This window comes from Paraburkholderia hayleyella (genome assembly GCF_009455685.1).
Taxonomy (GTDB): Bacteria; Pseudomonadota; Gammaproteobacteria; order Burkholderiales; family Burkholderiaceae; genus Paraburkholderia; species Paraburkholderia hayleyella.
The window spans coordinates 2,261,630-2,284,345 of the sequence record NZ_QPES01000001.1; the positions used below are offsets into that span (position 1 = coordinate 2,261,630).

Here is a 22,716-nt window from a genome sequence, read left to right on the forward strand (position 1 = left end):
CCGTTTCAGCCTCGTTAATCACTGATTCGCCCGCGTCCCAGCTTGATCTCACCGCGCCTTGCCTTACCCTCAAGCCGGCGATGCTGGGAAGCACGCGTTGGCCGGGTGGCAACCCGCGCCTTGCGTGTCACGCTGACGCTTTCGATCAAGCCATCAAGACGCGCTAATGCTGCGATGCGGTTCATCTCCTGCGTGCGGTGTTCTTGCGCCTTGATCACCACCACGCCATCGCGTGTCACGCGGTGATCGGATAACGCGAGCAAGCGCATCTTCAGCACTTCGGGCAACGATGAAGCCCGAATATCGAAACGCAGATGAATCGCGCTCGACACCTTGTTCACGTTCTGTCCGCCTGCGCCCTGGGCGCGCACAGCCGTGAGTTCGATTTCGTGCAAAGGCACCGGATAGCGCGGGGTCGTCGTCATGCGTTGCGTGCGGCCAGCGCCTCGGCAATACGCGTGGCCAAGCCCGAATCGCGTTGCGTAGGGGTAGCGATCGCCTGTGCCAGTACCGTGCGTGCGCCCGTGATTTCGATGCGCATTCGCGCGCGAGTCACGGCGGTGTAGACCAGTTCGCGCGAAAGCACCCGGCTCGCAGCCTCTGGCAACATCAGCGCAACATGCTCGAATTCCGATCCTTGCGATTTATGGACGGTCAAGGCGAGCGCCGTATCATGCGGTGGCAATGCGGCAGGCGACAAGCTGCGCACCGCCCCCTTTCCTGTGCGGAAATACACCTTCAGCGCGCCATCGGCGTCTGGCAAGGCAATGCCCGTATCGCCATTGAACAGGCCCAGCGCCGCGTCATTTTGCGTGACCATCACGGGCCGCCCGGCAAACCAGGGGGTACCCACCACGCGTGGCAAACGGACAGCGCGCTGTAATTGCCCAGCCATCAGCTCATTGAGCGAATCGACGCCGCGCGGCCCCGCACGGGTTGCGCACAGAATGCGAAAACAGTTCAAGGCGTCAAAAAGCCGTGTCAGGTCAGGCACCGTTGCCGCAAGCTCATGGCCAAGCGCCTCGGCATAAGACGCAAATCCGGTGCTTAGCCGTGCCAGAGTCGATGGCTTGAGCAGCGTCGCGGAATCTTCGTAGAAGGCGGCCGGACAGGGTTCGGTGGGGTTATAAGCGAGCGCGGCCAGCGCCTTGTCTACCTCGCCACGCCGTATCGCTAGCGAAAACTGCCCAATCGGCGACGTCAGGCCAAAGCGGTAATTACGCTCCAGCCAGACCACGCAATCGGCCAGCGCGACCTGGTCGGACTGCGGCTGGCGCAACCATGGATTCGCCACCGCGTGCCCCATGGGCGCCGCGGCCGGCAAACGCGCAACAGCAAAAGCCCGAGCGGCCTCGCGTGGCTCGCCAGGATCCGTGCCGGCAGCCTCAACCGTTGCCTGCACCGTTGTTACCGTCACTTGACGCGCCTCCTCGGGCAACGAGGCAATCAGGCGTTGCGGCTCGAGATCGAGCGCGGCAGCCAACCGTGCCAGCCCCGCTGAACTAAACGCAGGCCGGGCGCTGAGTTCGGCAAATACAGCGCCCGCCTCAACCGCCGCAAGCTGGTCCTTGTCGCCTAGCAACACCACCCGGGTGTCCGGGGCAATAGCATCGAACAGGTGGGCCGCCATCGCAACATCGATCATCGATGCTTCGTCAACGACGAGTACGTCATAAGGCAGCGGATTATCCCGGTGATAACGCAAGCCACCATCTGGGCGATACCCCAGCAAACGATGCAGCGTATAGGACGTATGCGGCAAGCGTGCCGCCAGCGCGGCAGGCAAGGCACCGGCGCGCTCGGCCAGCGCTTCCTGCATGCGCTGGGCGGCTTTGCCTGTCGGCGCGGCTAAAGCAATGCGCAAATCGGCGCAGGTATCCAGCAAACACGCGAGCACGCCCACCACGGTCGTCGTTTTGCCCGTGCCCGGCCCGCCCGAAACCACGGTAAGCGGCCCGGACAGTGCAATCACCGCCGCGAGACGCTGCCAGTCAGGCGCCTCGTCATGGGGCGTGCCAAAAAACTGGAGCAACCGCGCACGGAGTGCAGCCGCTGGCACAACAGGGCTAGCTGGTTGGGCAAGCACCGCGCCTGTTTCCGGCACGCCATGCGCATGCGCCACCAGCGCGGCGGCAAAACGGCGCTCATAGTCGTAGTAACGCGCGAGATAAAGCCGATTTTGCGGATCGATGACCAGCGGCCTCAGCCCAGCGCCATCCTGAAGGCCGCTCATGGCGTCACTCACGACACCACTCGCCAGCAAAGCGGCCCGCACCGTCTCAAGGGGTACCGCGTCATGCTGCGCGAGCGCTTGCAGGGACAGGCAGACATGGCCTTCGGCGGTCGCACGGCTGATCGCTTCAGCCGCACGGGCCACCCATTGGACGCTAGCGGCGGAGGCCCCTGTCTGTCGTGCCAGAACACTGAGCCGGTGCGCCAGACCTTGCGCCAAGGCGCTCCCGGCATCCATCGGCGCTGCGCCTGACGGGGTTTCATGCGGGGCATCCTGGATAGAGTCTGGTACGGCATCACGCGCACCGGTCTGAACGGACTGCTCAAGCTCGCTCATGAAATCGCCCCCTCCATCAACTGGTCAAGCCAGTTGACCAGCACGGCATCCGGACAGCGCGCATGCACCCCCGCCGCCGTCCCAGCATGGCGCCAGGCAGGCCGCACGCCACGCACGAACAGATACAGATAACCGCCGATATGGGTTTCATAGGCGTAGTTCCGCACGCGGGTCTTCAGATAGCGGTGTAGTGCCACGGTATACAGCAGGGCTTGCAGGTGATAGGCATGCTGCGCCATCGCGGCCTCCAGCGAAGCCGCGGCATAAGCCTCCGCAGTCTCGCCAAGATAATTGGATTTCCAGTCGATGATCCAGAAGCGCCCGTCGTGCTCAACGATCATGTCAATAAATCCCTTGATGAAACCGTGCAAGACGCCAGCCTCTAGCAGCACATCGGGATAGCCCGCCTCGGCCAGGCGGGTGCGCAACACGGTGAAATCGAGCGCCGGAGCCGGGAACAGAAAAGCCAGTTCATTGAGCCTGCGGCCATGGTCGAGGCCCGCGAGCGTCATGCCGGGCACCAGCTCCGTTGCGCTCACATCGGCGAGCAAAGTCTGCATCATCGTGGGCAGACGTTGGGCCAGCGCGGCCGGTGCGCTCACCGGCCGCTCGCGCAACGCGCGCTGGATGACCTGGGGCCAGGTTTGCGGCGCGCTGAAATCCGCCAGCTCAAACATTTTGTGCAAACACTCACCTGCGGCGGGGCCTCGTGGAAAGGCAAGGATATCGTCAGCTGCCCGCGCCTGCGCCGTTGCGTCGAGCGGCCATGGCAGGACGGGAGCGAGACCGGCGGCAAGGCTAGCCGCAGTCTGGTCGTGATCGGGAAGACTCTCTGTCTCGTGCTGCGACATCGGCATCGCACCCATCCGGGCACCCGCGGCGATCATTGCGCTGAAACTCGCCATCCGCCAGGTTTCACGCACGAAACGCTGGCTCACTTGCGCCTCAATGGCTTCAGCGCCGCTTTGCAGCGGCTCGAGCGGCACGCATTGCGCGGGCACCGGCAAGGCTTCCAGCGTCACGGGGCCCGGGGCGGAACCTTGCGTCAGATCGTGCCAGCACTGCGTCAGCATGTTCTCGTCGGGCGGCTCCGCCAGCCAGTCGTCAAACGCCTGGCCACGGCCCGCCACCAGCCAGTTCAGCACGCTGCGCCGCGATTCCCTGTTCGAACGGGATACCAGATAGGGGCCACTCACCAGGTAGCAGCGATACACCGCGCGCGTCAAGGCGACATACACGAGCCGGGCCCGCTCTGCAGCCTGCTCGCGCCGGGCCATGGTTAGCGCGTGTTCGGCCTGCTCGTCATCGCAGCCGTAATGCAATATCGCCTGGCCCGTTTCATCGTGATATTCGCGGGCATCGGGCAAGCCCGACGCGGTGGGCTCGCGCAATGCGCCATCGTTGAGAAACGGACAAAACACCACCGCGTATTCCAGCCCCTTGGCCTTGTGAACCGTGACGATCTGCACCAGATTGCGGTCGGACTCAAGCCTTAGTTGAGCTTCCTCGCCTCCGCCCTGGACGCGCTGTACAGCCAGCCAGCGCAATGTCGGCGCGATACCCGGCTGCGCGGCGGCACGCGCTTGCAACAGTTCCGCCAGATGACTGGCATTGGTCAGACGGCGCTCGCCGTCGGGCCCGGCTGCGAGTTGCCGGGCGATGCCCAGCTCACGCATCAGCACGCGCCACATCACCGCGAAGCCGCGTTCGAGCCACAACAAGCGATAACGCGAAAAACGTTCGACCCACACCATGGCGTCGGTGCTTCCGGTGCTTTCGGTGCTTTCAGGCCCGGTACCGGCATGCCCAGCCCTGGGTCCGGGCGTTCCCCCTTCGCCCTCTTCCGTCAGATCCTGGGTCTCGCTGGCCTGCTGCTGCCATAGCGCAGTCGCGCTCAATCCGATCCAGTCCGTTGCCAGCGCGGCACGCAAGCGGCGCAAATCGCCTGGCGTTTCGACCGCATTCAGCACCCGTTCGATCTGTTCGGCATCGGGCGTGGCAAAGACCGAAGCCTGAGCCAGCTCGACGCTGCCCACGCCCCATTCCGCGAGCGAGCGCTTGATCTGGCTACCCTGGCGGTGAGTCTGCACCAGCACGGCGATCTGGCCCGGCGCCAAGGGCGTCTCGCCCAGCCGTACCGTGCCTTCGCGCGCGCCACGCAACAGCCTCACGATCTCCGCGGCACAGGCCTGGCTCGCCGCACGCTGCGCCTCGCGCTTCGTCAGCACGGCATCGCCTTCGGCCAGCCGCCACACGCGCAAACCCTCCACGGGCTGTGCCCCTGGTGCCGCGCTGTCGCTCAGCGCGACACGCTGCCGCTCGCCCGCCCGCACCGGCTGGTAATTCAGCCCATCGAACACGAATGCGTGCGGATTCGCGCTGAAGATCCTGTTGCAGGCTTCAACCAGCGGTGCGCTGGAGCGCTGGTTGATCGCCAGCGTATAGCGTGCGCTGGCAGCCGCACGAGCCGCGAGATAGGTGTGCAGATCGGCGGCGCGGAAGCTGTAGATCGCCTGCTTCGGATCGCCCACCAGAAAGAGCGGGCCCGCTGGCGCAAAGATCCGGTTAAAGATCGAAAACTGCAGCGGATCGGTATCCTGGAACTCGTCGATCAACGCGGCGGGATAACGGGTGCGCAGTGTTTCGGCAAGCCACGGATGCGCGGCTAGCGCCTGGAACAGGTTCGACAGCAGATCATCGAACGACACCACGCGGCGCGCCCGCTTGCGCGCGGCCAGTTCAGCCGGAGCGTCATCCAGCCATCTCTGGATCAGTTGCAGCCAGCGCCGTTGCTGCGCTTCGTCGGCGGCGAGCGTGGCGGCGGCCAGTTCGTCCGCAAGCATGAAAAAAGAATGGACGGGCGGCGCCTGACGCACCTTGGTGGCTTTCGCCAGCGCACTGGCAGTGAGTTTCAAGGCAATACGTGGCGGTGCGGCAAAGCTGGCCTCTGGAGCCAGATAGCTCTCCCATGCAGCCAGCGCCGCACGGATGACTTCCGGTTTGTGCGAGGTACGGCTTAGACGCGCTTCGGCTGCGGCCAGTAAATGCGTGATCTCGTCTTGCTGCGCGAGCCAGCGTTCACGCAGCGCGCTAAAAACAGCCTGCGGCTCTGCATGTGCGGCCTCTGCAGGCTGGCCGATGAAACCCCAGCGCAATTGCGCGAGGGGTTTTTTCAGACGCCGCACAAGCTGCATGTCGAGCGCCGCCGGGCCCGCGCGTTTTGCCACCAGCCAGGCGGCAAATGCCGGGTGTGCCGCCGCAACCGGCTCCACCTGTTCGCGCCAGAAATCAGCCGCCAGCTCGAAACGCAACACCGCATCATCGGCTTCCATCTCGAAGACGAAGGGCATCGCCGCGGCAAACGGCGCTTCTTGCAGCGCGCGTTGGCAAAACGCATGGATGGTGTGGATCGCCGCCTGATCGAAGGTGCCTAGCGCGCTCTTCACCCGTTTGCGCGCCTGCTCGCGTTCAAGCCCGCTACCGGGTGCCAGGGTGGTCTTGAACAAGCTTTCGAGGAAGGGATCGCCCTGGGGGGCGTCGCGCTCAAGCGCGCTCAACAGTTGCGCAAGGCGGGCGCGAATCCGTTCGTGCAGCTCGGCTGTCGCTGCCTTGGTAAAGGTCACGACGAGGATCTGTCCGGTGTCCAGACGCTTTTCCAGTAGCAGGCGTACATAGAGGGCGCAGATGTTCCAGGTCTTGCCGGTTCCTGCCGAGGCTTCGATCTGGTTCACGCCATCCAGCGCGCAGCTGAAAACATCGAGTTCCGCCGCCGCAGTGGCAGTGGCGGTGGCGGCCGTGACAGTGGCAACCTTGGGGGTGAGGCCGTTCATGGCGCCTCCTGCAAATGACGCACCAGCGGCTCGAACACTATCGCCGCCAGCATGCCGAAAGGCTCATCGAGTGTCAGCGGCAGGCCACGCCACGCGAGTTGCAACGCGGGATCGTCCGCTTCGCCACGAATACGCTCGTTGATCCAGACGCTGTGCGCCGCGGCATCGCCCTCGCGGACCTTGGCCCAGGCGCTTTTCGGAAAAAACCGCAGCGGCAGCCGCTGGCCCGCGCGAAACAGGGCCGCGAGCGGCGCCAGATGCACCAGCGGCGCGGCCACCGGCGTGAACGCGAAACCTGCGTCCAGGCCCCGCCACAGCGTCCGGCAGGGCCCCTCCGGGCGCACCGCGCAATACACCAGATGCGCCAGCCAGGCTGCGAGGTAATCCCGTGCGGTGGGCCTGGCGTAACGAAAAATGATTTGCCCGGTGGCACTCAACAGATTCAGCGTGCCGTGTAACTGCATGGGCGCTTCGGCAAAGGCACGCAACGTGGCGTCATACGGGCCAAAGAGCGCCGTGCCCTGGAAGGAGGCCTCGCGCCCGCTTTGCGGATCAGCCGGAGTTTCAGGCCAGCGCGGCTCAAGGTTCAGCACGAACGGCAAGCGCTCTCCCCCGCCCGCCATCTCACGCTGCACGCCTAGCGCAAGCTGATGCAAGCCTTCGATTTCGCGGGCCTGCCACACCTTGCCCGTCGCGCCACCGGGCAACTCAGGACTCGCTGCCGCGATCCGCTGCACACGCTCGAAGGCCCGTTGTCCCGCGCCGGGTTCGAGCAGCATGGGCAAGAGCCGCTCGGCCAGCGCATCGCGGCCCTCGTAATCCAGCTCGAACGGCTCAAGCTCAGGCAGCGCATCCATGCCGGACCACAGTACGAGGCCCAGCCGGTCACGCAACAGGGCACGCGCGGGATGACGCCAAAAGCGCTGAAAATCGTCGAAGGCCAACGTGTCCAGCGCAACCTCTGGCAGCGGCTCGCGGAAAAACGGCAGCACGTTACGGCGGGTGGCGTCGGCCAGCAGGCCTGCGAGCCGGGCTCGTTCACGGTCGTATGACAGTAGCCTGCCGCCCGCGCCCATAAAGTAATCCGCCGCGAAAGGCTGCAAGGGATGTTCCACCACGAAGGCCTGGCGCGCCGCGCTGATTGCCGCGGGGCTCGCGCCCTCGCCCGCCGCAAGCCGGGCGAGATGGTCGAGCAGCTCGTCAACCAGCGCGGCGGGCGGCAACGGTGCGTTGTCACGGATGCTGCGTCCGGTGTAGGCGATCAGCAAACGGTCCCGCGCCGCCAGCAGCAAATCGAGAAACAGGTTGCGCTCATCATCGCGGCGCTGCCGGTCGCCCGGTTTGGGAAATGCGGCCATCAGATCGAATTCGTCGGCCCGCGCGAGGCTCGGCAGCAAGCCATCGTCCATTCCAAGCAGACACACAACGCGGTATGGCAAGCCGCGCAAACTGGTCAGCGAGGAGAAGGTCACACTGCCCCATGGCACACCGCCGCGAGCGGGATCGTCCAGCGTTGCGGCGAGCGCGGCTCGCACCACGGCAGCGGGCAGCACGCTATCGGCCGCACCTGCGGCCATCGCTTCAGTCATGGCATCAATGGCCGCGCGGACTTCGCTGAGGGCATCGGCAAAGCCGATGCCCTCAGCGAAACAGGTGGTCAGCGTATCGAGCAGCAACTGAGCCCACGCCGCAGGGGTATGGCCGCTCGTACAACGCGTGGCGAAATGCTCCAGATCGTCGACAAAACACGCAAGGCGGCCCAGCAACTGCGCCTTTGCCCCCTCCGCCCCAGCGACAGGCAGCCACTCCGCCACCGGTTCCGCGCCATCCGGCAAGGCATAGCCCAGAAAAAGCCGCGTCAGGGCATCGGCCAGGGTGTGGCGAGCCACCGGCACCGCACCGCCATGCGGCTCAGTGGGCTCAGTGGGCTCAGCGAACTCCATGGCTCCCGTGGCTCCGGTTGATTCTGTTACCCGCACCGGCCCAGCCGGGGCAAAACCGCGCCGGGCGCCCGCTGCCGCCAGCCAGCCCTGCACGGTTTCGAGCGCCACGGCGTCAATCCCGTAACGCACGGCGATGGCCTCAACCCGTAACCACTCGATCAACGCGGGAGCATTGACCTGGCGCTCAGGCAACGCCAGCCAGTCGAGCAGCACCCGTGCCAGCGGATTAGCCTGCGATGGCGGTAACCCCGTGATGCGATACGGAATGCGGCTTGTGTCACCGCCTGGCTCGGTGCCAAAAACAGCGTCGATGAGCGGCCCCGCCACCGCCAGATCCGGAAATGCCACCAGCACATCGGACGGCTGCAGGCTGTCATCGGCGTTGAACCAGCCCAGCAGCCGGTCATGCAATACCTCAAGCTGGCGCGAGAGGCTATGGCAGACATGGACCTCGATCCCGGCCTCCGCTGGCGCAACCTCAATGGGAATTTCGGGCTGCAAGTCGAGCATCGCGTTCTGGATTGCGGCCAGCCAGGTCGGCGCGGCATTCCCGGTGAAATGCGCCGCTTCGACAGACGCCGTGCGTTCCGTCAGCTCATGCAACATATGAAGTTGCGCCTGGGTTTGCCGCCCCCATTCGGCCAGCAGCGGATGTCCGACCTCATGGAAGTCACGCTGCCCGGCAACCTCAAGCGCATCGAGACGACGCTCGCTGACGATGTCGAACCAGAACTCGCGGCACGGGTTGATCACATATAGCCGTATGTCGATCCAGCGCGACAGCTCGCGCAGCAGCGCGACATGCAACGGCGGCATGGTGGGCAAGGCAAGAATGCTGACGGCCTCGGGCCATTGCGCGCGTGCCAGGGTGTCGAGATCGTACTGGCCGACTTCCGCGAGAAAACGGTAGGCCGGGGGCAGCGCTGTCGGGCCAGCCTGATGCTCGCCCGCCAGGGCGGTCAGGATGGCGCGCCACAAGGCAGACTGCCAGCGCTCATCTTCCCGCGCAGCGGCACTGGCGCCCATCAGCCGCGGCCCGCCTGCCGCGGCACCCGCTGCGGCTGCCTCAAGCCCCTGTGCGCCCGCAAAAATCGAACCGCCCGCTTGCCAGTGCAGCAGCCATTCGGGGCGATACGTCAGATAGTGGTCGAACACCGTCGTGATGCGCTGTGCCAGTTCGTAACGCATCGATGCATCCGCTGCGCCAAGATAGGTGCGCAGGCGCTGCGAGCCGAGCCAGGGCGCCGATTCGGCGGTCTCGCCGAGCAACTGGTAGCAACACCACACCAGCCTGTCAGGGGCAAAAGGCGACTGTGCGGGCACGGGTATCACGCCGCCAATACGGGCCCAGAGCCATTGCGCGAGATAGCAGAATTCGAAGTTGGCGCAAATGCCTGCGCGCGTGGCAATGGCCAGTTCAAGATTGCGCTTCATGGCCGCGCTAGCGACGATGACCGGTTGCGCCGACCATGGCCCGGACGGGTGACGGCTGAGGTCTTCAAGCAAGGTGTCCAGCAGTGTTTCGTACCGGTTCGAATAGAAAATCTCAAGCATGGAACCCACGAGGAAACCGGCGGCCAAAGAGCGCTTCACCCAGCCGCACAGAAAAGAAGGCGCCCAGCATAGCAAACGCGTCAGGGGCCGGGCTAGATAGCCTGATGGGATAGGACCTCAAGCCAGCCAGAATCACTGCAAAAGCCGTTGTACATCAGTTAGACTCGACGCCTCTTGGGGTGAACCCTCATGGCGTTGTTCCATCGTTTTGTCGTTTTGTTGTTCTTTCACGCATGAAAATCCAGGCAGGCGATGCGCTACTCGGTTGAAATCAAAAAATTTCTCTATAGCCAGTATTTTTATGGCGGTTTGCGTATCGCGGTGGGGGTCTCGTTACCGGCGGTTTTGTGCCTGATCGTCTTTCACAACCGTGAGCTCGGTTTCACGATTGCCACGGGCGCGCTGGGCGCCTGTGTCGTCGATATGCCCGGCCCCCTGAAATACAAACACAACGAAATGCTGGCCTGTTCGGTGATCGGCTTTCTGGCCGCGCTCGCCACGGGGCTGGCGACGGTCAATCCGGTGACGCTCTGGTGCACCGTCGTGCCGCTGACCTTCGTGCTGTCGCTGATCGTGGTGTATGGCAATCGCTGGCCGCAGATCAGCTTCGCCACGCTCTTCATGATGATCATGACGCTCGAAGATCATTTCACGCCCCTGCAGGCGCTCATCAATGCCTCGTGGATGCTGGCGGGCGGCCTCTGGTACACCTATTGGTCGACCTTCGTCAGCCGCTGGCAGATGCATCGCATCGAGCAGCAAGCGCTGGCTGAAAGCGTCTTCGCCTGCGCGGATTACCTGCTCGCCCGGGCGGATTTTTACGACATCGACAATGACCTCGACGAGTGCTATCGCAATCTGGTGGCACGCCAGATCGCCGCCGTCGAGCGCCAGGATGCCGCGCGCGACATCGTGCTGCGTAACCTGCCGCAACTCAAAAGCGGCCGTCTCAACCCGCGCCGCGCGATGCTCTTCAACCTGTTCATCAATACCGTCGACCTGCACGAGTTATTTGTTGGCGCACATACCGACTACCCGTTGGCGCGTAATACCTTCGGCGGCTCGGATCTGATGATTTTTTACCGCGACCTGATCCGCAAGGCGGCGGCCGATCTCGAGGAAATCGGCCTCGCGGTGCTGCAAAACCGCCCGCCGCGTCTGCGCACCAACGTCAAAGCCGAACTGCGCGCCATCGAGTACGAGCTCGAGCAGATGCGGCGGCAGGAGTTTCCCGCGAAAAACCCCGAGGCCTACGCAGCGGTGTCGGCCACCTTTCGCCGCATCTGGAGTTCCACACGCCTGATCGACAAGATGCGCCAGAGCCTGTCGAACGAAGCCACCACCACCGAAACCGAGCTACGCATCGACCAGGCGCTATCGCGTTTCGTCTCGAGCCGTCGCGTGCCCTATCTGCAAATTTTCTCGAACCTGACCATGGCGTCGCCGAGCTTTCGCCACGCGCTGCGCGTCACGATCGCGGTGGCGATCGGCTTTTGGCTCGGGCGCCTGCTGCCGCTCACCAATGCCTACTGGATCGTGATGACCACCGTCATCATCCTGAAACCCGGCTATTCGCTGACCAAACAGCGCAACGGCCAACGGATTGTCGGCACGCTGATTGGCTGCGCCGCGAGTATCGCGCTGATGGTCACGGTCAAGGAGCCTCATCTGCTGATGGTGGCGATGTTCGCCTCGATGGTGATGAGCTATAGCCTGCTGCTGTTCAACTACACCGCGAGCGTGGTGTTCACGTCCTCGTATGTATTGCTGATGTTCGATCTGCTGGCGCCCGGCAATATGCGCATCATCGGCGAGCGCGCCATTGATACCGTGGTCGGCTGTGCTATCGCCATTGCCGCCAGCCATCTGTTCCCCTACTGGGAATACCGGCTGATGGGCAAGCTGGTCAACGACATGATCGTGGCGACGCGGCAGTATCTTGAGGCGAGTTGGTGGTGGAGCGGCAAGCCTGTGGCAGCGGGCGCCATGGCCACGGCTGGACCGGGCGCGGCGCCGGCCACAGCAAGTGTTGCCGCAGCAGGTACCACGGCAGACCCTGGCGCCGGCGTCTTGAGCGCCTCTGGCACGCTCAGCGCGCACGCGTCCGGGCCCGAAGCGGCCGCAGCGGCAGCAACCGCGGCAGCGGCCGCCGCCGCGTCAACGGCTACCTCAGGCAAGACGGGGGGCGCCATGTCGGCGGCCGTGGCAGTGGTCAACGCGCTCGATCGTGATTTCCGCTATCGGCTGGCACGTAAAAACGTTCATATTGCGTTCGCCAATCTGGGCCAGGCCTTTCAGCGCATGATGCTTGAGCCCAAGGCCGCGCAGAAGTTTGTTCCCGAACTCAATGACCTGCTCGTGCGCAGCCATGAACTGGCGGCGCAAATCACGGCCGCTGCACCCTTGCTGCGGACCACGGCGCAACAGCAAGAGGGGCCGTACCAGCCCTTGCAGCGCGCGCTAACGCTGATCCGCGACATGCTGACGCAAGCCGAATCGGGCGCAGCCCTCCCCGCCGATCAAGCCAGCCTCTCCAAACAGATGGCGCGCGAGCTCGACGCGATGGTGATCGAAGTGGAAAAAACAGCGGAAGCCTCAGCGGACGCCATCGCCGAACTCAAACAGCTCGCTCACCAGTGCAAACAGATGATTTTGGCGGCCACGCTGATTCGCAAGGATGCCAGTGTGATTCGCCTGCCTGAAACCTGAGCTCTTGAAGTTCGACGTCTGGGCGCTGGGTGTGCCTGCAGCGCGGCTAGCTGCAGGCGTGGGCGGCAGGCAAGCTGGCGGCGCGGGCCGATGTGGCTGAAGCCGTGTCATTTTGCCGGTCGTAATCGCGTTTTTCAGTAATCGCGTTATAGAGCAGCGTAGCCAGCACGAAGAGCACCACGGCCACAATAAGAACAGCAACGCCGGATGTCGGATTTTTCTTGCGCGGAGGGGTCATCGGATGGGCTCAGGGGGTAGGAGGGCAAAACTGAAAGCGCGCATTTTACGCTGCGCGGCGCTGAGCCTGGCGCAAATCCCGGGCAAAGCGTCGGCAACTCGCCCGCCAGGGTGGCACACCTCAGCTCCCACGGGGCAAGCGCACCGGCAACGCGGTCGAATATTTGATCTGCTCCATGGCGAAGCTCGAACTGACGTCATAGAGCGGCACCGCGCCAATCAGCAGTTTGTAGACGCGGTCGTAATCGTCGATATCCGAGACCACCACGCGCAGCAGATAGTCGGTCTCGCCACTCATCCGGTACACCTCCACCACCTCCGGAATATCGCGCACCGCCTGGGTAAAAGCCTGGGCCCAGGCTTCCGTATGCTCGCTGGTCCGGATCGAGACAAAAACAGTCGTGCCCACGCCCAGCTTGCGCGGATCGCATAACGTCACCTGAGCGCGAATCACGCCGGTATCCTTGAGCCGCTGCACGCGCTTCCAGCAAGGCGTCTGCGACAGATTGACGCGTTGCGCCAGTTCGGCGATCGAAATGGTAGCGTCCCCCTGAAGCAGTTCGAGCAGGGTCATATCGATAGCATCCATCTCTCACCTCGATAAAAAATAGAAATATATTCTATCGAAATCAAAATAAGCAGAATGATATGAAAACTCTTTCTCCAGACGCAGCGGTATAAATACACGTTCGCCGCAGCACTGTGCCGCGTCCTTCCCGCTCTCTCTTTACCCCCTCGACCCCTCTACTCCAATACCATGCGCCACGACACCGATCTGCCGATGCTCGACGCCTGCCTTTCCCCAAACGCCCCGGCTGAAGCCGTGTACACCCTGCCCGCCAGCATGCCGCTGGCGCGTCTGTGCACGGCGCTCAGCCTGGCTTGCGAGGCATTTCCCCAGCCTTCGCAGCTCGGCGCGTTTGGCCGGCGCGTGCGCCAGGCGCTGGCCGAAGCTATCTCGTCTCCCAACCTGCTCAAGCCCGCCCAGCGCGAAGGCGCACCCGACACTTACCAGCGCCACCTGCTCGCCGCCGACCCTCACGGCCGTTACGCCGTCGCCGCGCTGGTCTGGATGCCGGGGCAAGCCAGTCCGGTCCATGCGCATCACACGTGGTGTGGCTATGCGGTGCTCGACGGCACCTTGAGCGAAACCGTCTACACCTGGGATGAAGCGGCAGGCTATGCCCGTGCGACACGCACCCATCCGCGTGATTCCGGCGCCGTATCGTTCGCCCCGGCCGGCCACGGCGGGATTCACCAATTGCGCAACCTGGGGAATGTTCCCGCCGTGTCATTGCATCTGTATGCCGTGGCCGGCGAGCAAATAGCCACGCACGTCAACGATATCTTGCCGGTCGCGCCAGACGCGAGCGATGCCATCAGACATAACGCCTGAAACCAGCCGGGCGAAAAATGCCGCCCGGTTCGCCCGTGCCTGCCTTGACCGTCGAGGCCGGGTTGCGGCGTTTGCGGCGTTTGTATTACGGACGGCGTTTGGATTACGGCGTTTTCTCTGGTTGCGCGCCATCCTTGCCCGTCGCCGTCTGGCTTGACCATTCCTGCAATTTGCGTCCAGCGGTTTCAAGACCCGCACCGGTCAAACCGGCTGCCTTGCCTAGCACCGTGCTCGCCGTGTCGCGCAAATGCGCCTGGGCACTCGACGCCAGGGCATCGGGCGTCAAGACCATGACCGGTGCGCTGGCGGCAGAGGCCGCAGTTGGGGCCGAAGCCGCCGCCCCAGACGCGGCGTCATTGGGCAAGGCCGCATCCAGATGCTGCTGCGCGGTGGCACGGGCGGAATCGACTTGCTGCCCGACAAAACTGGCGGCCTGGCCGAGCGCCTGGCTAGCCTGGCGCGCCATGTCGTTGAGCGCGTTCGTGGCATGAGCGGAGGCGTCATCTTTGCCGCAGGCACCCAGACTCAGCACGCCTGGCAAAAGCAACGCCATCACCGCCAGCCGCCGCGGTGCCGACAAACGCGAAGACGACGACGCCAATAAAAACGAAAAACAAGAAAAATTTTTCATAACGAAAGTGCAGCCGCATCGAGCGGCTTCTCCATGCGAAAACGGTGCAATGACGCGCCGTGACGTTGAACAATCTCTGAGCCCAGCACCTGAAAACCTGCGTGCTCAAAACAGGCGCGAGCACCAAGACTCACGCGGGCCGTCAGACGCCTTGCCCCGGCATGGCGCGCGATGCGCTCAAGCCGCATGAGCAGCGCGTGGCCCAAGCCCTGACGCGCGGCGGACGGCACAACATACAGCATCTCAATATTATTTTCGGGATATAGCTGGGCGAATCCTTGTGGCTGGTCCGCGCGCAGTGCAACCAGCGTCACGCCCCGGGCCAGGCGCCGGCTAAACGCAGCACGGTCGTCCGCTACGGCTGACCATGCCAGCAAGGCCTCAAGCGGGTAAGTAGCGGCCGCGAGATGCAGCACGGCATCCTGGAACAGCGCCGCGAGCGCCGGACCGTCAGACGCTTCGTAAGCGCGCCAGGTCATCTTGTGCATGGCAAACATGGGGAAGATTCGTCCTGGTCCGATATGCATAGGGCATGGGTGTTTTTATAGTGGCCGCCAACAAGGAACCCTTTAGTTATGCCCCTGACAAACTGGATCTTCATCCTATTCATCGCGTTGCTCACGATTACATTCATCTGCACCCGCTCTCCCGCCAACTGGTCATTGCAGCACCGCACCCGCCGTCGCACCGGTACTCGCCTGCTCGCACAGGCGGTCTATGCACTATGGGCCGCGGCCCTGCTCGCGGCCCGCGGTCTGTTTATGGTCGATGGCCTCAATGGCCTGACACCCAACCCACAAATCGTGCTGGCCATGATACTGCTGCTGTTGGGCTGCAGTGCTTACTGGCTGGTTCGGGGCGGCAGGCTGTTCAAACCGCTTCGGCTGTTTGAGGCGTGCTGAACACGGCGCTCATGCCGCATTCGTGAAGGCCTCTGCCCCGGCTAGGCCGATAGATCGACGGATGATAGACTGCCCGCGTCCGGCGTTAGGCTCACGCCCCGGCTGTCAACGGCCCAACCTGGGGCCGCGCGCTTTCGCCGCTTAATGGCGCTTAATGGCGCTTAATGGCGCTTAATGGCGCTTCTCTCCCGTCTGGCTTGAACACATGTATCTGTCGATCTTCGCCGTTGCTTTGGGCGGCGCTGCGGGCTCACTGCTGCGCTGGCTGTTCGCCACCCGCCTGGACAAAATCTTTCCCGCCCTGCCTCTCGGAACACTCACGTCGAATGTTATTGCCGGGTATGTGATCGGTGTCGCCGTCGCCTACTTTGCGCGCTACCCCACGATTGCCACCGAATGGCGGCTTTTCATCATCACTGGGTTGATGGGCGGTCTCTCAACATTCTCGACATTCTCCGCCGAAGTCGCGCTGCACCTTCAGCAAGGCCGGGTCGGCTGGGCCCTCGGCGAAATCGCCGCGCATGTCGGCGCTTCGCTGGCAATGACGCTGCTCGGCTTTGGCACGGTCGCCTTGATGACGCGTTAAGTTAAACGCAGCGAGGAATCAAAGGACCAAAGAGATTTAAGCGGAAAAGAGAAAGGGCAAGCTCGCAGGTTGCCATGGCCCGTGCGCAAGACCTTGCGCCGCCCAGACGAAAAAAAAGGCGTCACGTGACCGTGACGCCTTAAAAGTTCTAGCCATTCCGAGGGCCGTGCTAGAACCTGAGAGACGGTATTCGAAATACCCGGAGCAGGAAAATGCACACTGCGCATCATGATCCGGTAATCAGCGCCTGGTTACTGTTTGTGCCTAGCCGATGCTGATTCAAGACTATACAAAAGTGTTTTTAGGCGCTTTCGAAATTAGGTTCCATTTTTTACGTTTCGGCTGCTTAAGTCAAGAAAAATCTGGTTATTCCGTCAAATCTCGAAAATTGCGCGGCACACAATGATTCATCCAATTAAACAAGACAAACTATCATTTAGAGGGATTTTTTGATGTGCCCCTTCCAGACTAAGTCGCCAACCGTAAAAATCGCCAACCTGAAATACAGTTTCAAAAAACAATATGAATCAATCATCTATGTCGCTTCATTCACTTAATACCGACAAAGACGGGGAAAAAGACAAGGACGGCGGCAGCGATGAAGTTCTGGCGCTGGCGCGTGGCCTGACCGTGCTGCGACGTATTGCCGCAGCCCATGCCCCAGTCAGCAATCGTGAACTCGCCGAACAAACTCGTATTCCCAAACCCACGGTCTCGCGCATCACGGCAACGCTCGTCAATGCGGGGTTTCTGTTCCGTATGCCTGACAGCGAACGTTTCGTGCTCACAGCCTCCGTACTCGAACTCAGCAACGGCTTTTTGCGTAATTTCGACATTCGCGTCCGGGCCCGGCCATTCCTGCTCAAACTGGCCGAAGCCACCTCGCTTTCCGTGCATCTGGCCGTGCGCGACCGGCTCGACATGGTGGTCATCGACACCATCCGGCCCCGCTCCGCCGTGCTCGTCTCACGTCTCGATATTGGTGCGCGCATGGACCTGTGCTGCACAGCGGTTGGACATGCCTATCTCGCGGTGCTGGACGAACCTGAGCGGCAAACCTTGCTGGACGGTTTGCAAGCGATCCTCGGTAGCGAATGGGGCCGCATCAGCGCACGCCTAACCCAGTCATTGCTTGAAGCCCAAACGAATGGCTTCACCATTGCCATAGGCGAATGGCACAAGGATCTGAATGCGATTGCCGCCGGCTTCATTGGCCCTTCGGGGCAGCACTATGCCGTCAATTGCGGCGGCCATGCGCTGCAGTGTCCCCGCGAATGGCTCATCAGTCACGCGGCCCCGGCACTGCTGGACTGCGTTGCAAAAATTACCGAGGAAATTGGCGGCACGCCTGGCCGACGTATCGAATAAATCGCCATCCGGTTTTAAGAGCGGCATGATTCGTGCCCCAGGCCATGCCGCTCATCCCTCGCTGTAATACCGCGAAAAATACATTGCTGGACGGCAATGAAGCCTGGGACGTAGCATCATGCTTTCGCGCGCCGCCCGTCACCGCCCGTCATCTATGGCTGGCGGCGCGAATCTCCGCTTTCTTCTGCCCCACTCTTGCAAGACCCATGTAATACCCCTGCCGCGCTCATCCGCGCGCAACGCACGATCTTCCGCATTGACCCAGCCGCAGCACCTCAGCGCCCTCTCACGCTAAACAGACCGCACCGATGGACGAACCCCGCAAGCCTTCAGACACAACCCGTCCTGCCGCCCCGCCTTCTGCCCCGACCGTCCCGGCAACGCTCATTGCGCCGTCCGTCAGCGACACCGCCACCGCGAGCCGTCGCCGCCGCCTCATCGGGCTGGGCCTCGCGGCCCTGCTCAGCGGCGCCATCGTGCTGGCGCTCTGGCGACCATGGCAGCACCCGGCTGGCGCAACAGGCAGCCCAGCCGCTGCGCGGAGCGCCATGGGCCGCAGCGGTGCACGCGGCATGGGTGCGCTCAAACAGCCCGTGCGCGTGGCAAGCGTCACGCAAGGCGACATGCCCATCGTGCTGAACGCGCTCGGCACCGTCACGCCGCTGGCCACGGTTACGGTGCAAACCCAGTTGAGCGGTGTCCTGCAAAGCGTGGCCTTTCATGAAGGCCAGATGGTTCGCCAAGGCGACCTGCTGGCGCAAATCGATCCACGTCCCTATCAAATCTCGCTCGCCAATGCAGAAGGCGCGCTCGCCCGCGACGAAGCCCTGCTGCAAACCGCCCGGCTCGACCTGAAACGCTACCAGACACTGCTCGCACAAGACTCCATCGCGCGGCAACAGGTCGACACCCAGGCCTCGCTGGTCAAGCAATACGAAGGCACGGTCCGCTCCGACCGCGCCAATATCGACACTTACAAGCTCGACCTGACCTACGCTCGCATCACAGCGCCGGTGTCCGGCAGAGTAGGCCTGCGCCAGGTTGATCCAGGCAATTACGTGACACCAGGCCAGGCTAATGGCCTCGTCGTCATCACGCAGTTACAGCCCATCAGCGTGATCTTCACGACCGCCGAGGACAACCTGCAACCGGTCATGAAGCAGATCCATGCGGGTAAAAAACTGTCGGTGACCGCCTACGATCGCAGCAATACGACGCCCCTCGAAAGCGGCGTGCTGGAAACCTTCGACAACCAGATCGACACCAGCACCGGTACGCTCAAGCTGCGCGCGCTCTTTAAAAACGAAGGCAAGCGGCTGTTTCCGAACCAGTTCGTCAATACCCGCTTGCTGGTGGACACCTTGCATGGGGCGCTCATCGTGCCAACGCCCGCGGTACTCAATGGCTCGATGGGGCAGTTTGTCTATGTGGTCAAGCCGGATAACACCGTCACGGTGCGTCCGGTCAAGGTGGGGCCGATCGACGGCGAGCGCACCAGCATCGAGTCAGGCCTGGTACCCGGCGAACGGGTGGTGATCGACGGCTCGGATCGCCTCAAGGAAGGCGCGGCCGTCACGATTCCAGCCGACTCGCCACGAGCCGCTCCGGGTGCCGTCGCCAGCGGCGTCCAGGGCAAGCGTCACGTTCATGCGGGTCAGGGTCAGGGTCAGGGTCAGGGTCAGGGTCAGGGTCAGGGTCAGGGTCAGGGTCAGGGTCAGGGTCCGCAAACGCCAGGTGCGGCGCCTGGCGCGACACCCGCCGCCCCATCCGCACCGGGAGCTCGCACCCCGCTGCAACCGCCCGCCAGGCAGTAAGCCCCCGGCCTCCGCATGAATCCTTCCCGTCTCTTTATCCTGCGTCCCGTGGGCACCGCCCTGCTGATGGCGGCCATCATGCTGGCCGGCCTGGTCGCCTTGCGTTTCCTGCCGCTCTCGGCCTTGCCTGAGGTGGATTACCCCACCATCCAGGTGCAAACCTTCTATCCCGGCGCGAGCCCCGATGTCATGACGTCATCGGTGACCGCGCCGCTGGAGCGTCAGTTCGGCCAGATGGCCTCGCTCAACCAGATGTCATCGCAAAGCTCGGCGGGTTCGTCGGTCATCACGCTACAGTTCAGCCTCGATTTGCCGCTCGATATCGCCGAACAGGAAGTGCAGGCCGCCATCAACGCCGCGGGCAACCTGCTGCCGTCCGATCTGCCCGCGCCGCCGATCTACGCCAAGGTCAATCCGGCCGACGCGCCCATCCTGACGCTCGCGCTCACCTCGAAAACCATGCCGCTCACCGAGGTGCAAAATCTCGCCGACACGCGTCTTGCACAAAAAATCTCCCAGGTGGCGGGCGTGGGTCTGGTCAGCCTGTCGGGCGGCCAGCGGCCCGCTGTGCGGATTCAGGCCAACCCCCGGGCGCTGGCATCCTATGGCCTGAACCTCGACGATCTGCGCACCACCATCGCCAATCTCAACGTCAATACGCCGAAGGGCAATTTCGATGGCCCCTCGCGCGCCTATACGATCAACGCCAACGACCAGCTCACCGACGCGGCGGCTTATCAAAGCGCGGTCATCGCCTACAAGAATGGCCGGCCCGTGATGCTGACCGATGTCGCGCGCATCGTGGCGGGTGCGGAAAACACCAAGCTCGGCGCCTGGTCGAACCTGACGCCCGCGATCATCCTCAACGTGCAGCGTCAGCCTGGCGCGAACGTGATCCAGGTGGTGGACAACATCAAGGCGCTGCTGCCGAAGCTGCAGGGCTCGCTGCCCGCCGCGCTGGACGTGCAGATCGTCACCGACCGCACCACCACGATCCGCGCCTCAGTGCGCGATGTGCAGTTCGAGCTGCTGCTCGCAGTCGTGCTGGTGGTGCTGGTGATGTACCTGTTTCTCGCCAATGTCTATGCCACGCTGATTCCCAGTCTCTCGGTACCGCTTTCGCTGATCGGCACGCTGGCCGTGATGTATCTGTGTGGCTTCTCGCTCGACAACCTGTCGCTGATGGCGCTCACCATCGCTACCGGCTTCGTCGTGGACGACGCCATCGTGATGATCGAAAACATCACGCGTTACATCGAAGCCGGCGATCCCCCGCTCGAAGCGGCGCTCAAAGGCTCGAAGCAGATCGGCTTCACGATCATCTCGCTCACGGTCTCACTCATCGCCGTGCTGATTCCGCTGCTGTTCATGGGCGATGTGGTGGGCCGGCTGTTTCATGAGTTCGCCATCACGCTGGCCGTCACCATCGTGATTTCCGCGGTGGTGTCGCTCACGCTGGTGCCCATGCTGTGCGCGAAACTGCTGCGCCATACCCCCGTCGCAACCCCAACGCAACGCCCGCCCTCGCGCCGCTTCGAAGCCTGGGTGCATGCGTTCATCGACGGCATGATTGCGCGCTATGCCGTCGCGCTGACCTGGGTGCTGGCGCGCCAGCGCGCCACGCTCGCCGTCGCGGTGCTCACTCTGGTGCTGACCGGGGTGCTGTACGTGGTCATTCCGAAGGGGTTTTTCCCGGTGCAGGACACGGGCGTGATCCAGGCGATGACCCAGGCGCCGCAATCGGTGTCATATGCGGCGATGGCTGAGCGCCAGCAACAGCTTGCCGCCGAAATCCTGAAGCATCCCGAGGTCGAAAGCCTGACCTCGTTTATCGGTGTCGATGGCAGCAATATCACGCTCAATAGCGCTCGCCTGCTGATCAACCTGAAACCGCGCGACGAGCGCAGCGCCACCGCCAGCGAGATCATTCGCCAGTTGCAGCATGACGTCGCGCAGGTGCCGGGAATCTCGCTGTATATGCAGCCGGTGCAGGACCTGACGATTGATTCGACGGTCAGCCCAACGCAGTATCAGTTCATGCTGACCGACCCGAACGCTGACGAATTCTCCACCTGGGTGCCGCGTCTGATGGAGCGCCTGCAGCAAGCGCCCGAGCTCGCGGACGTCGCCACCGATCTGCAAAACAACGGCCAGTCGGTGTACATCGAGATTGATCGCGCCACCGCCGCGCGTTACGGCATCACGCCTGCCACGGTCGATAACGCGCTCTACGACGCGTTTGGCCAGCGCATCATCTCGACCATCTTTACGCAATCGAGCCAATACCGCGTGATTCTCGAAGCCGAACCGCAGATGCAGCATTACGCCGAATCGCTCAATTCAATCTATCTGCCCTCGTCCACTGCAAGCGGCGGCCAGGTGCCGCTCTCGGCGATCGCCCGCTTTTACGAGCAGCCTGCGCCCTTGCTGGTCACGCACCTGAGCCAGTTTCCCGCGACCACCGTGTCGTTCAACCTGGCACCGGGGGCTTCGCTTGGCGCAGCGGTCAAAGCCATCGAGCAAGCCGGGCGCGACATCCAGTTGCCCGCGTCGTTCCAGATGCGCTTCCAGGGCGCGGCGCTGGCGTTCCAGGCTTCGCTCTCGAATGAGCTCTTTCTGATTCTGGCGGCCGTGGTGACGATGTACATCGTGCTGGGCGTGCTGTATGAAAGCTTTATCCATCCCGTGACGATTCTCTCGACGCTGCCCTCCGCGGGGGTCGGCGCGCTGCTGGCGCTGCTGCTCACCGGCCACGATCTCGACATCATCGGCATCATCGGCATCGTGTTGCTGATCGGCATCGTCAAAAAGAACGCCATCATGATGATCGACTTCGCCCTCGACGCCGAACGCGAACAGGGCATGCCCCCGCGCGAGGCGATTTATCAAGCCTGCCTGCTGCGCTTTCGCCCGATCCTGATGACAACGCTCGCCGCGCTGCTTGGCGCATTGCCGCTGATCCTCGGCAACGGCGCGGGGTCCGAACTGCGGCGGCCATTAGGCATTGCCATCGCCGGGGGGCTGATCGTCAGCCAGTTGCTGACGCTGTTCACCACGCCGGTGATTTATCTGGCGTTCGATGCGCTCTCGCAACGCGTGCGCCGCCGCCTGAAAACGGTAGGCGGCGCGCCCGCCGGCGATGCAACGCCCTAGCCGCATGAAACCCGCGCCGCCCAA

General features: G+C 63.3%; 15 protein-coding genes. 7 read left to right on the forward strand and 8 right to left on the reverse strand.

What is annotated here, in order from left to right:
* Nucleotides 1–14 precede the first annotated feature (14 nt).
* The 4 genes from arfB to GH657_RS10085 are packed head-to-tail and all read right to left on the reverse strand — an operon-like array spanning nucleotide 15 to nucleotide 9,896.
* Nucleotides 15–425, reverse strand: a complete 411-nt coding sequence (gene arfB / locus GH657_RS10070; RefSeq protein WP_153100634.1) for an alternative ribosome rescue aminoacyl-tRNA hydrolase ArfB — start codon at nucleotides 423–425, stop codon at nucleotides 15–17.
* Nucleotides 422–2,569, reverse strand: a complete 2,148-nt coding sequence (locus tag GH657_RS10075) for an AAA family ATPase (RefSeq protein ID WP_153100635.1) — start codon at nucleotides 2,567–2,569, stop codon at nucleotides 422–424. The genes arfB and GH657_RS10075 overlap by 4 nt, the downstream gene beginning before the upstream one ends.
* A complete protein-coding gene (gene recB / locus GH657_RS10080; RefSeq protein ID WP_153100636.1) occupies nucleotides 2,566–6,399 on the reverse strand; it encodes an exodeoxyribonuclease V subunit beta in 3,834 nt (1,277 codons plus the stop codon). The genes GH657_RS10075 and recB overlap by 4 nt, the downstream gene beginning before the upstream one ends.
* The gene (locus tag GH657_RS10085; RefSeq protein WP_153100637.1) at nucleotides 6,396–9,896 is read right to left on the reverse strand and encodes an exodeoxyribonuclease V subunit gamma; all 3,501 of its coding nucleotides are present in this window, start codon (nucleotides 9,894–9,896) and stop codon (nucleotides 6,396–6,398) included. The genes recB and GH657_RS10085 overlap by 4 nt, the downstream gene beginning before the upstream one ends.
* 252 nt (nucleotides 9,897–10,148) lie before the next feature.
* Here GH657_RS10085 and GH657_RS10090 point away from each other — a divergent pair, with 252 nt between their 5' ends.
* Nucleotides 10,149–12,605 carry an FUSC family protein gene (locus tag GH657_RS10090; protein ID WP_153100638.1) on the forward strand — a complete coding sequence of 819 codons (2,457 nt, stop codon included), beginning with the start codon at nucleotides 10,149–10,151 and terminating at the stop codon, nucleotides 12,603–12,605.
* Between the two features lie 46 nt (nucleotides 12,606–12,651).
* Here the strand turns inward: GH657_RS10090 and GH657_RS10095 are convergent, their stop codons facing one another.
* On the reverse strand, nucleotides 12,652–12,843 hold the full coding sequence (locus GH657_RS10095; RefSeq protein ID WP_153100639.1) for a hypothetical protein: 192 nt from the start codon (nucleotides 12,841–12,843) through the stop codon (nucleotides 12,652–12,654).
* Nucleotides 12,844–12,963: 120 nt separating this feature from the next.
* Nucleotides 12,964–13,431, reverse strand: a complete 468-nt coding sequence (locus tag GH657_RS10100; protein WP_153100640.1) for an Lrp/AsnC family transcriptional regulator — start codon at nucleotides 13,429–13,431, stop codon at nucleotides 12,964–12,966.
* Nucleotides 13,432–13,599: 168 nt separating this feature from the next.
* Between GH657_RS10100 and GH657_RS10105 the strand changes: the two genes are divergently transcribed.
* The gene (locus tag GH657_RS10105; RefSeq protein WP_343031265.1) at nucleotides 13,600–14,238 is read left to right on the forward strand and encodes a cysteine dioxygenase family protein; all 639 of its coding nucleotides are present in this window, start codon (nucleotides 13,600–13,602) and stop codon (nucleotides 14,236–14,238) included.
* A gap of 103 nt (nucleotides 14,239–14,341) precedes the next feature.
* On the opposite strand, the gene GH657_RS10110 is transcribed toward GH657_RS10105, so the two are convergent.
* Together GH657_RS10110 and GH657_RS10115 are read right to left on the reverse strand one after the other, a co-directional pair.
* Nucleotides 14,342–14,869: a BCAL1086 family glycoprotein gene (locus GH657_RS10110; protein ID WP_246174048.1), complete on the reverse strand. Its 528-nt coding sequence runs from the start codon at nucleotides 14,867–14,869 to the stop codon at nucleotides 14,342–14,344.
* Entirely contained in the window at nucleotides 14,866–15,366 is a 501-nt protein-coding gene (locus GH657_RS10115; RefSeq protein WP_153100641.1) for a GNAT family N-acetyltransferase, read from the reverse strand. Before GH657_RS10115 ends, GH657_RS10110 begins: the two co-directional genes overlap by 4 nt.
* A gap of 78 nt (nucleotides 15,367–15,444) precedes the next feature.
* Between GH657_RS10115 and GH657_RS10120 the strand changes: the two genes are divergently transcribed.
* From GH657_RS10120 to GH657_RS10140, 5 genes are all read left to right on the forward strand, one after another.
* Nucleotides 15,445–15,771, forward strand: coding sequence for a hypothetical protein (locus tag GH657_RS10120; RefSeq protein WP_153100642.1), 327 nt, complete (start codon nucleotides 15,445–15,447; stop codon nucleotides 15,769–15,771).
* 205 nt (nucleotides 15,772–15,976) lie between these two features.
* Nucleotides 15,977–16,357 (forward strand): fluoride efflux transporter CrcB, encoded by a 381-nt coding sequence (gene crcB, locus GH657_RS10125; protein ID WP_153100643.1) that lies wholly within the window; start codon nucleotides 15,977–15,979, stop codon nucleotides 16,355–16,357.
* Between the two features lie 522 nt (nucleotides 16,358–16,879).
* A complete protein-coding gene (locus GH657_RS10130) occupies nucleotides 16,880–17,725 on the forward strand; it encodes an IclR family transcriptional regulator (RefSeq protein ID WP_153100644.1) in 846 nt (281 codons plus the stop codon).
* A gap of 308 nt (nucleotides 17,726–18,033) precedes the next feature.
* Nucleotides 18,034–19,539: an MdtA/MuxA family multidrug efflux RND transporter periplasmic adaptor subunit gene (locus GH657_RS10135; RefSeq protein ID WP_153100645.1), complete on the forward strand. Its 1,506-nt coding sequence runs from the start codon at nucleotides 18,034–18,036 to the stop codon at nucleotides 19,537–19,539.
* 15 nt (nucleotides 19,540–19,554) lie between these two features.
* A complete protein-coding gene (locus GH657_RS10140; protein ID WP_153100646.1) occupies nucleotides 19,555–22,692 on the forward strand; it encodes an MdtB/MuxB family multidrug efflux RND transporter permease subunit in 3,138 nt (1,045 codons plus the stop codon).
* Nucleotides 22,693–22,716 lie beyond the last annotated feature (24 nt).

Coding starts and splice junctions, on each gene's coding strand:
- GH657_RS10130 (WP_153100644.1), top strand. CDS start 16,880: ATGAATCAATCATCTATGTCGCTTCATTCACTTAATACCGACAAAGAC.
- recB (WP_153100636.1), bottom strand. CDS start 6,399: ATGAACGGCCTCACCCCCAAGGTTGCCACTGTCACGGCCGCCACCGCC.
- GH657_RS10120 (WP_153100642.1), top strand. CDS start 15,445: ATGCCCCTGACAAACTGGATCTTCATCCTATTCATCGCGTTGCTCACG.
- GH657_RS10095 (WP_153100639.1), bottom strand. CDS start 12,843: ATGACCCCTCCGCGCAAGAAAAATCCGACATCCGGCGTTGCTGTTCTT.
- GH657_RS10100 (WP_153100640.1), bottom strand. CDS start 13,431: ATGGATGCTATCGATATGACCCTGCTCGAACTGCTTCAGGGGGACGCT.
- GH657_RS10115 (WP_153100641.1), bottom strand. CDS start 15,366: ATGTTTGCCATGCACAAGATGACCTGGCGCGCTTACGAAGCGTCTGAC.
- arfB (WP_153100634.1), bottom strand. CDS start 425: ATGACGACGACCCCGCGCTATCCGGTGCCTTTGCACGAAATCGAACTC.
- GH657_RS10110 (WP_246174048.1), bottom strand. CDS start 14,869: ATGAAAAATTTTTCTTGTTTTTCGTTTTTATTGGCGTCGTCGTCTTCG.
- GH657_RS10090 (WP_153100638.1), top strand. CDS start 10,149: ATGCGCTACTCGGTTGAAATCAAAAAATTTCTCTATAGCCAGTATTTT.
- GH657_RS10085 (WP_153100637.1), bottom strand. CDS start 9,896: ATGCTTGAGATTTTCTATTCGAACCGGTACGAAACACTGCTGGACACC.
- GH657_RS10140 (WP_153100646.1), top strand. CDS start 19,555: ATGAATCCTTCCCGTCTCTTTATCCTGCGTCCCGTGGGCACCGCCCTG.
- GH657_RS10135 (WP_153100645.1), top strand. CDS start 18,034: ATGGACGAACCCCGCAAGCCTTCAGACACAACCCGTCCTGCCGCCCCG.
- crcB (WP_153100643.1), top strand. CDS start 15,977: ATGTATCTGTCGATCTTCGCCGTTGCTTTGGGCGGCGCTGCGGGCTCA.
- GH657_RS10075 (WP_153100635.1), bottom strand. CDS start 2,569: ATGAGCGAGCTTGAGCAGTCCGTTCAGACCGGTGCGCGTGATGCCGTA.
- GH657_RS10105 (WP_343031265.1), top strand. CDS start 13,600: ATGCGCCACGACACCGATCTGCCGATGCTCGACGCCTGCCTTTCCCCA.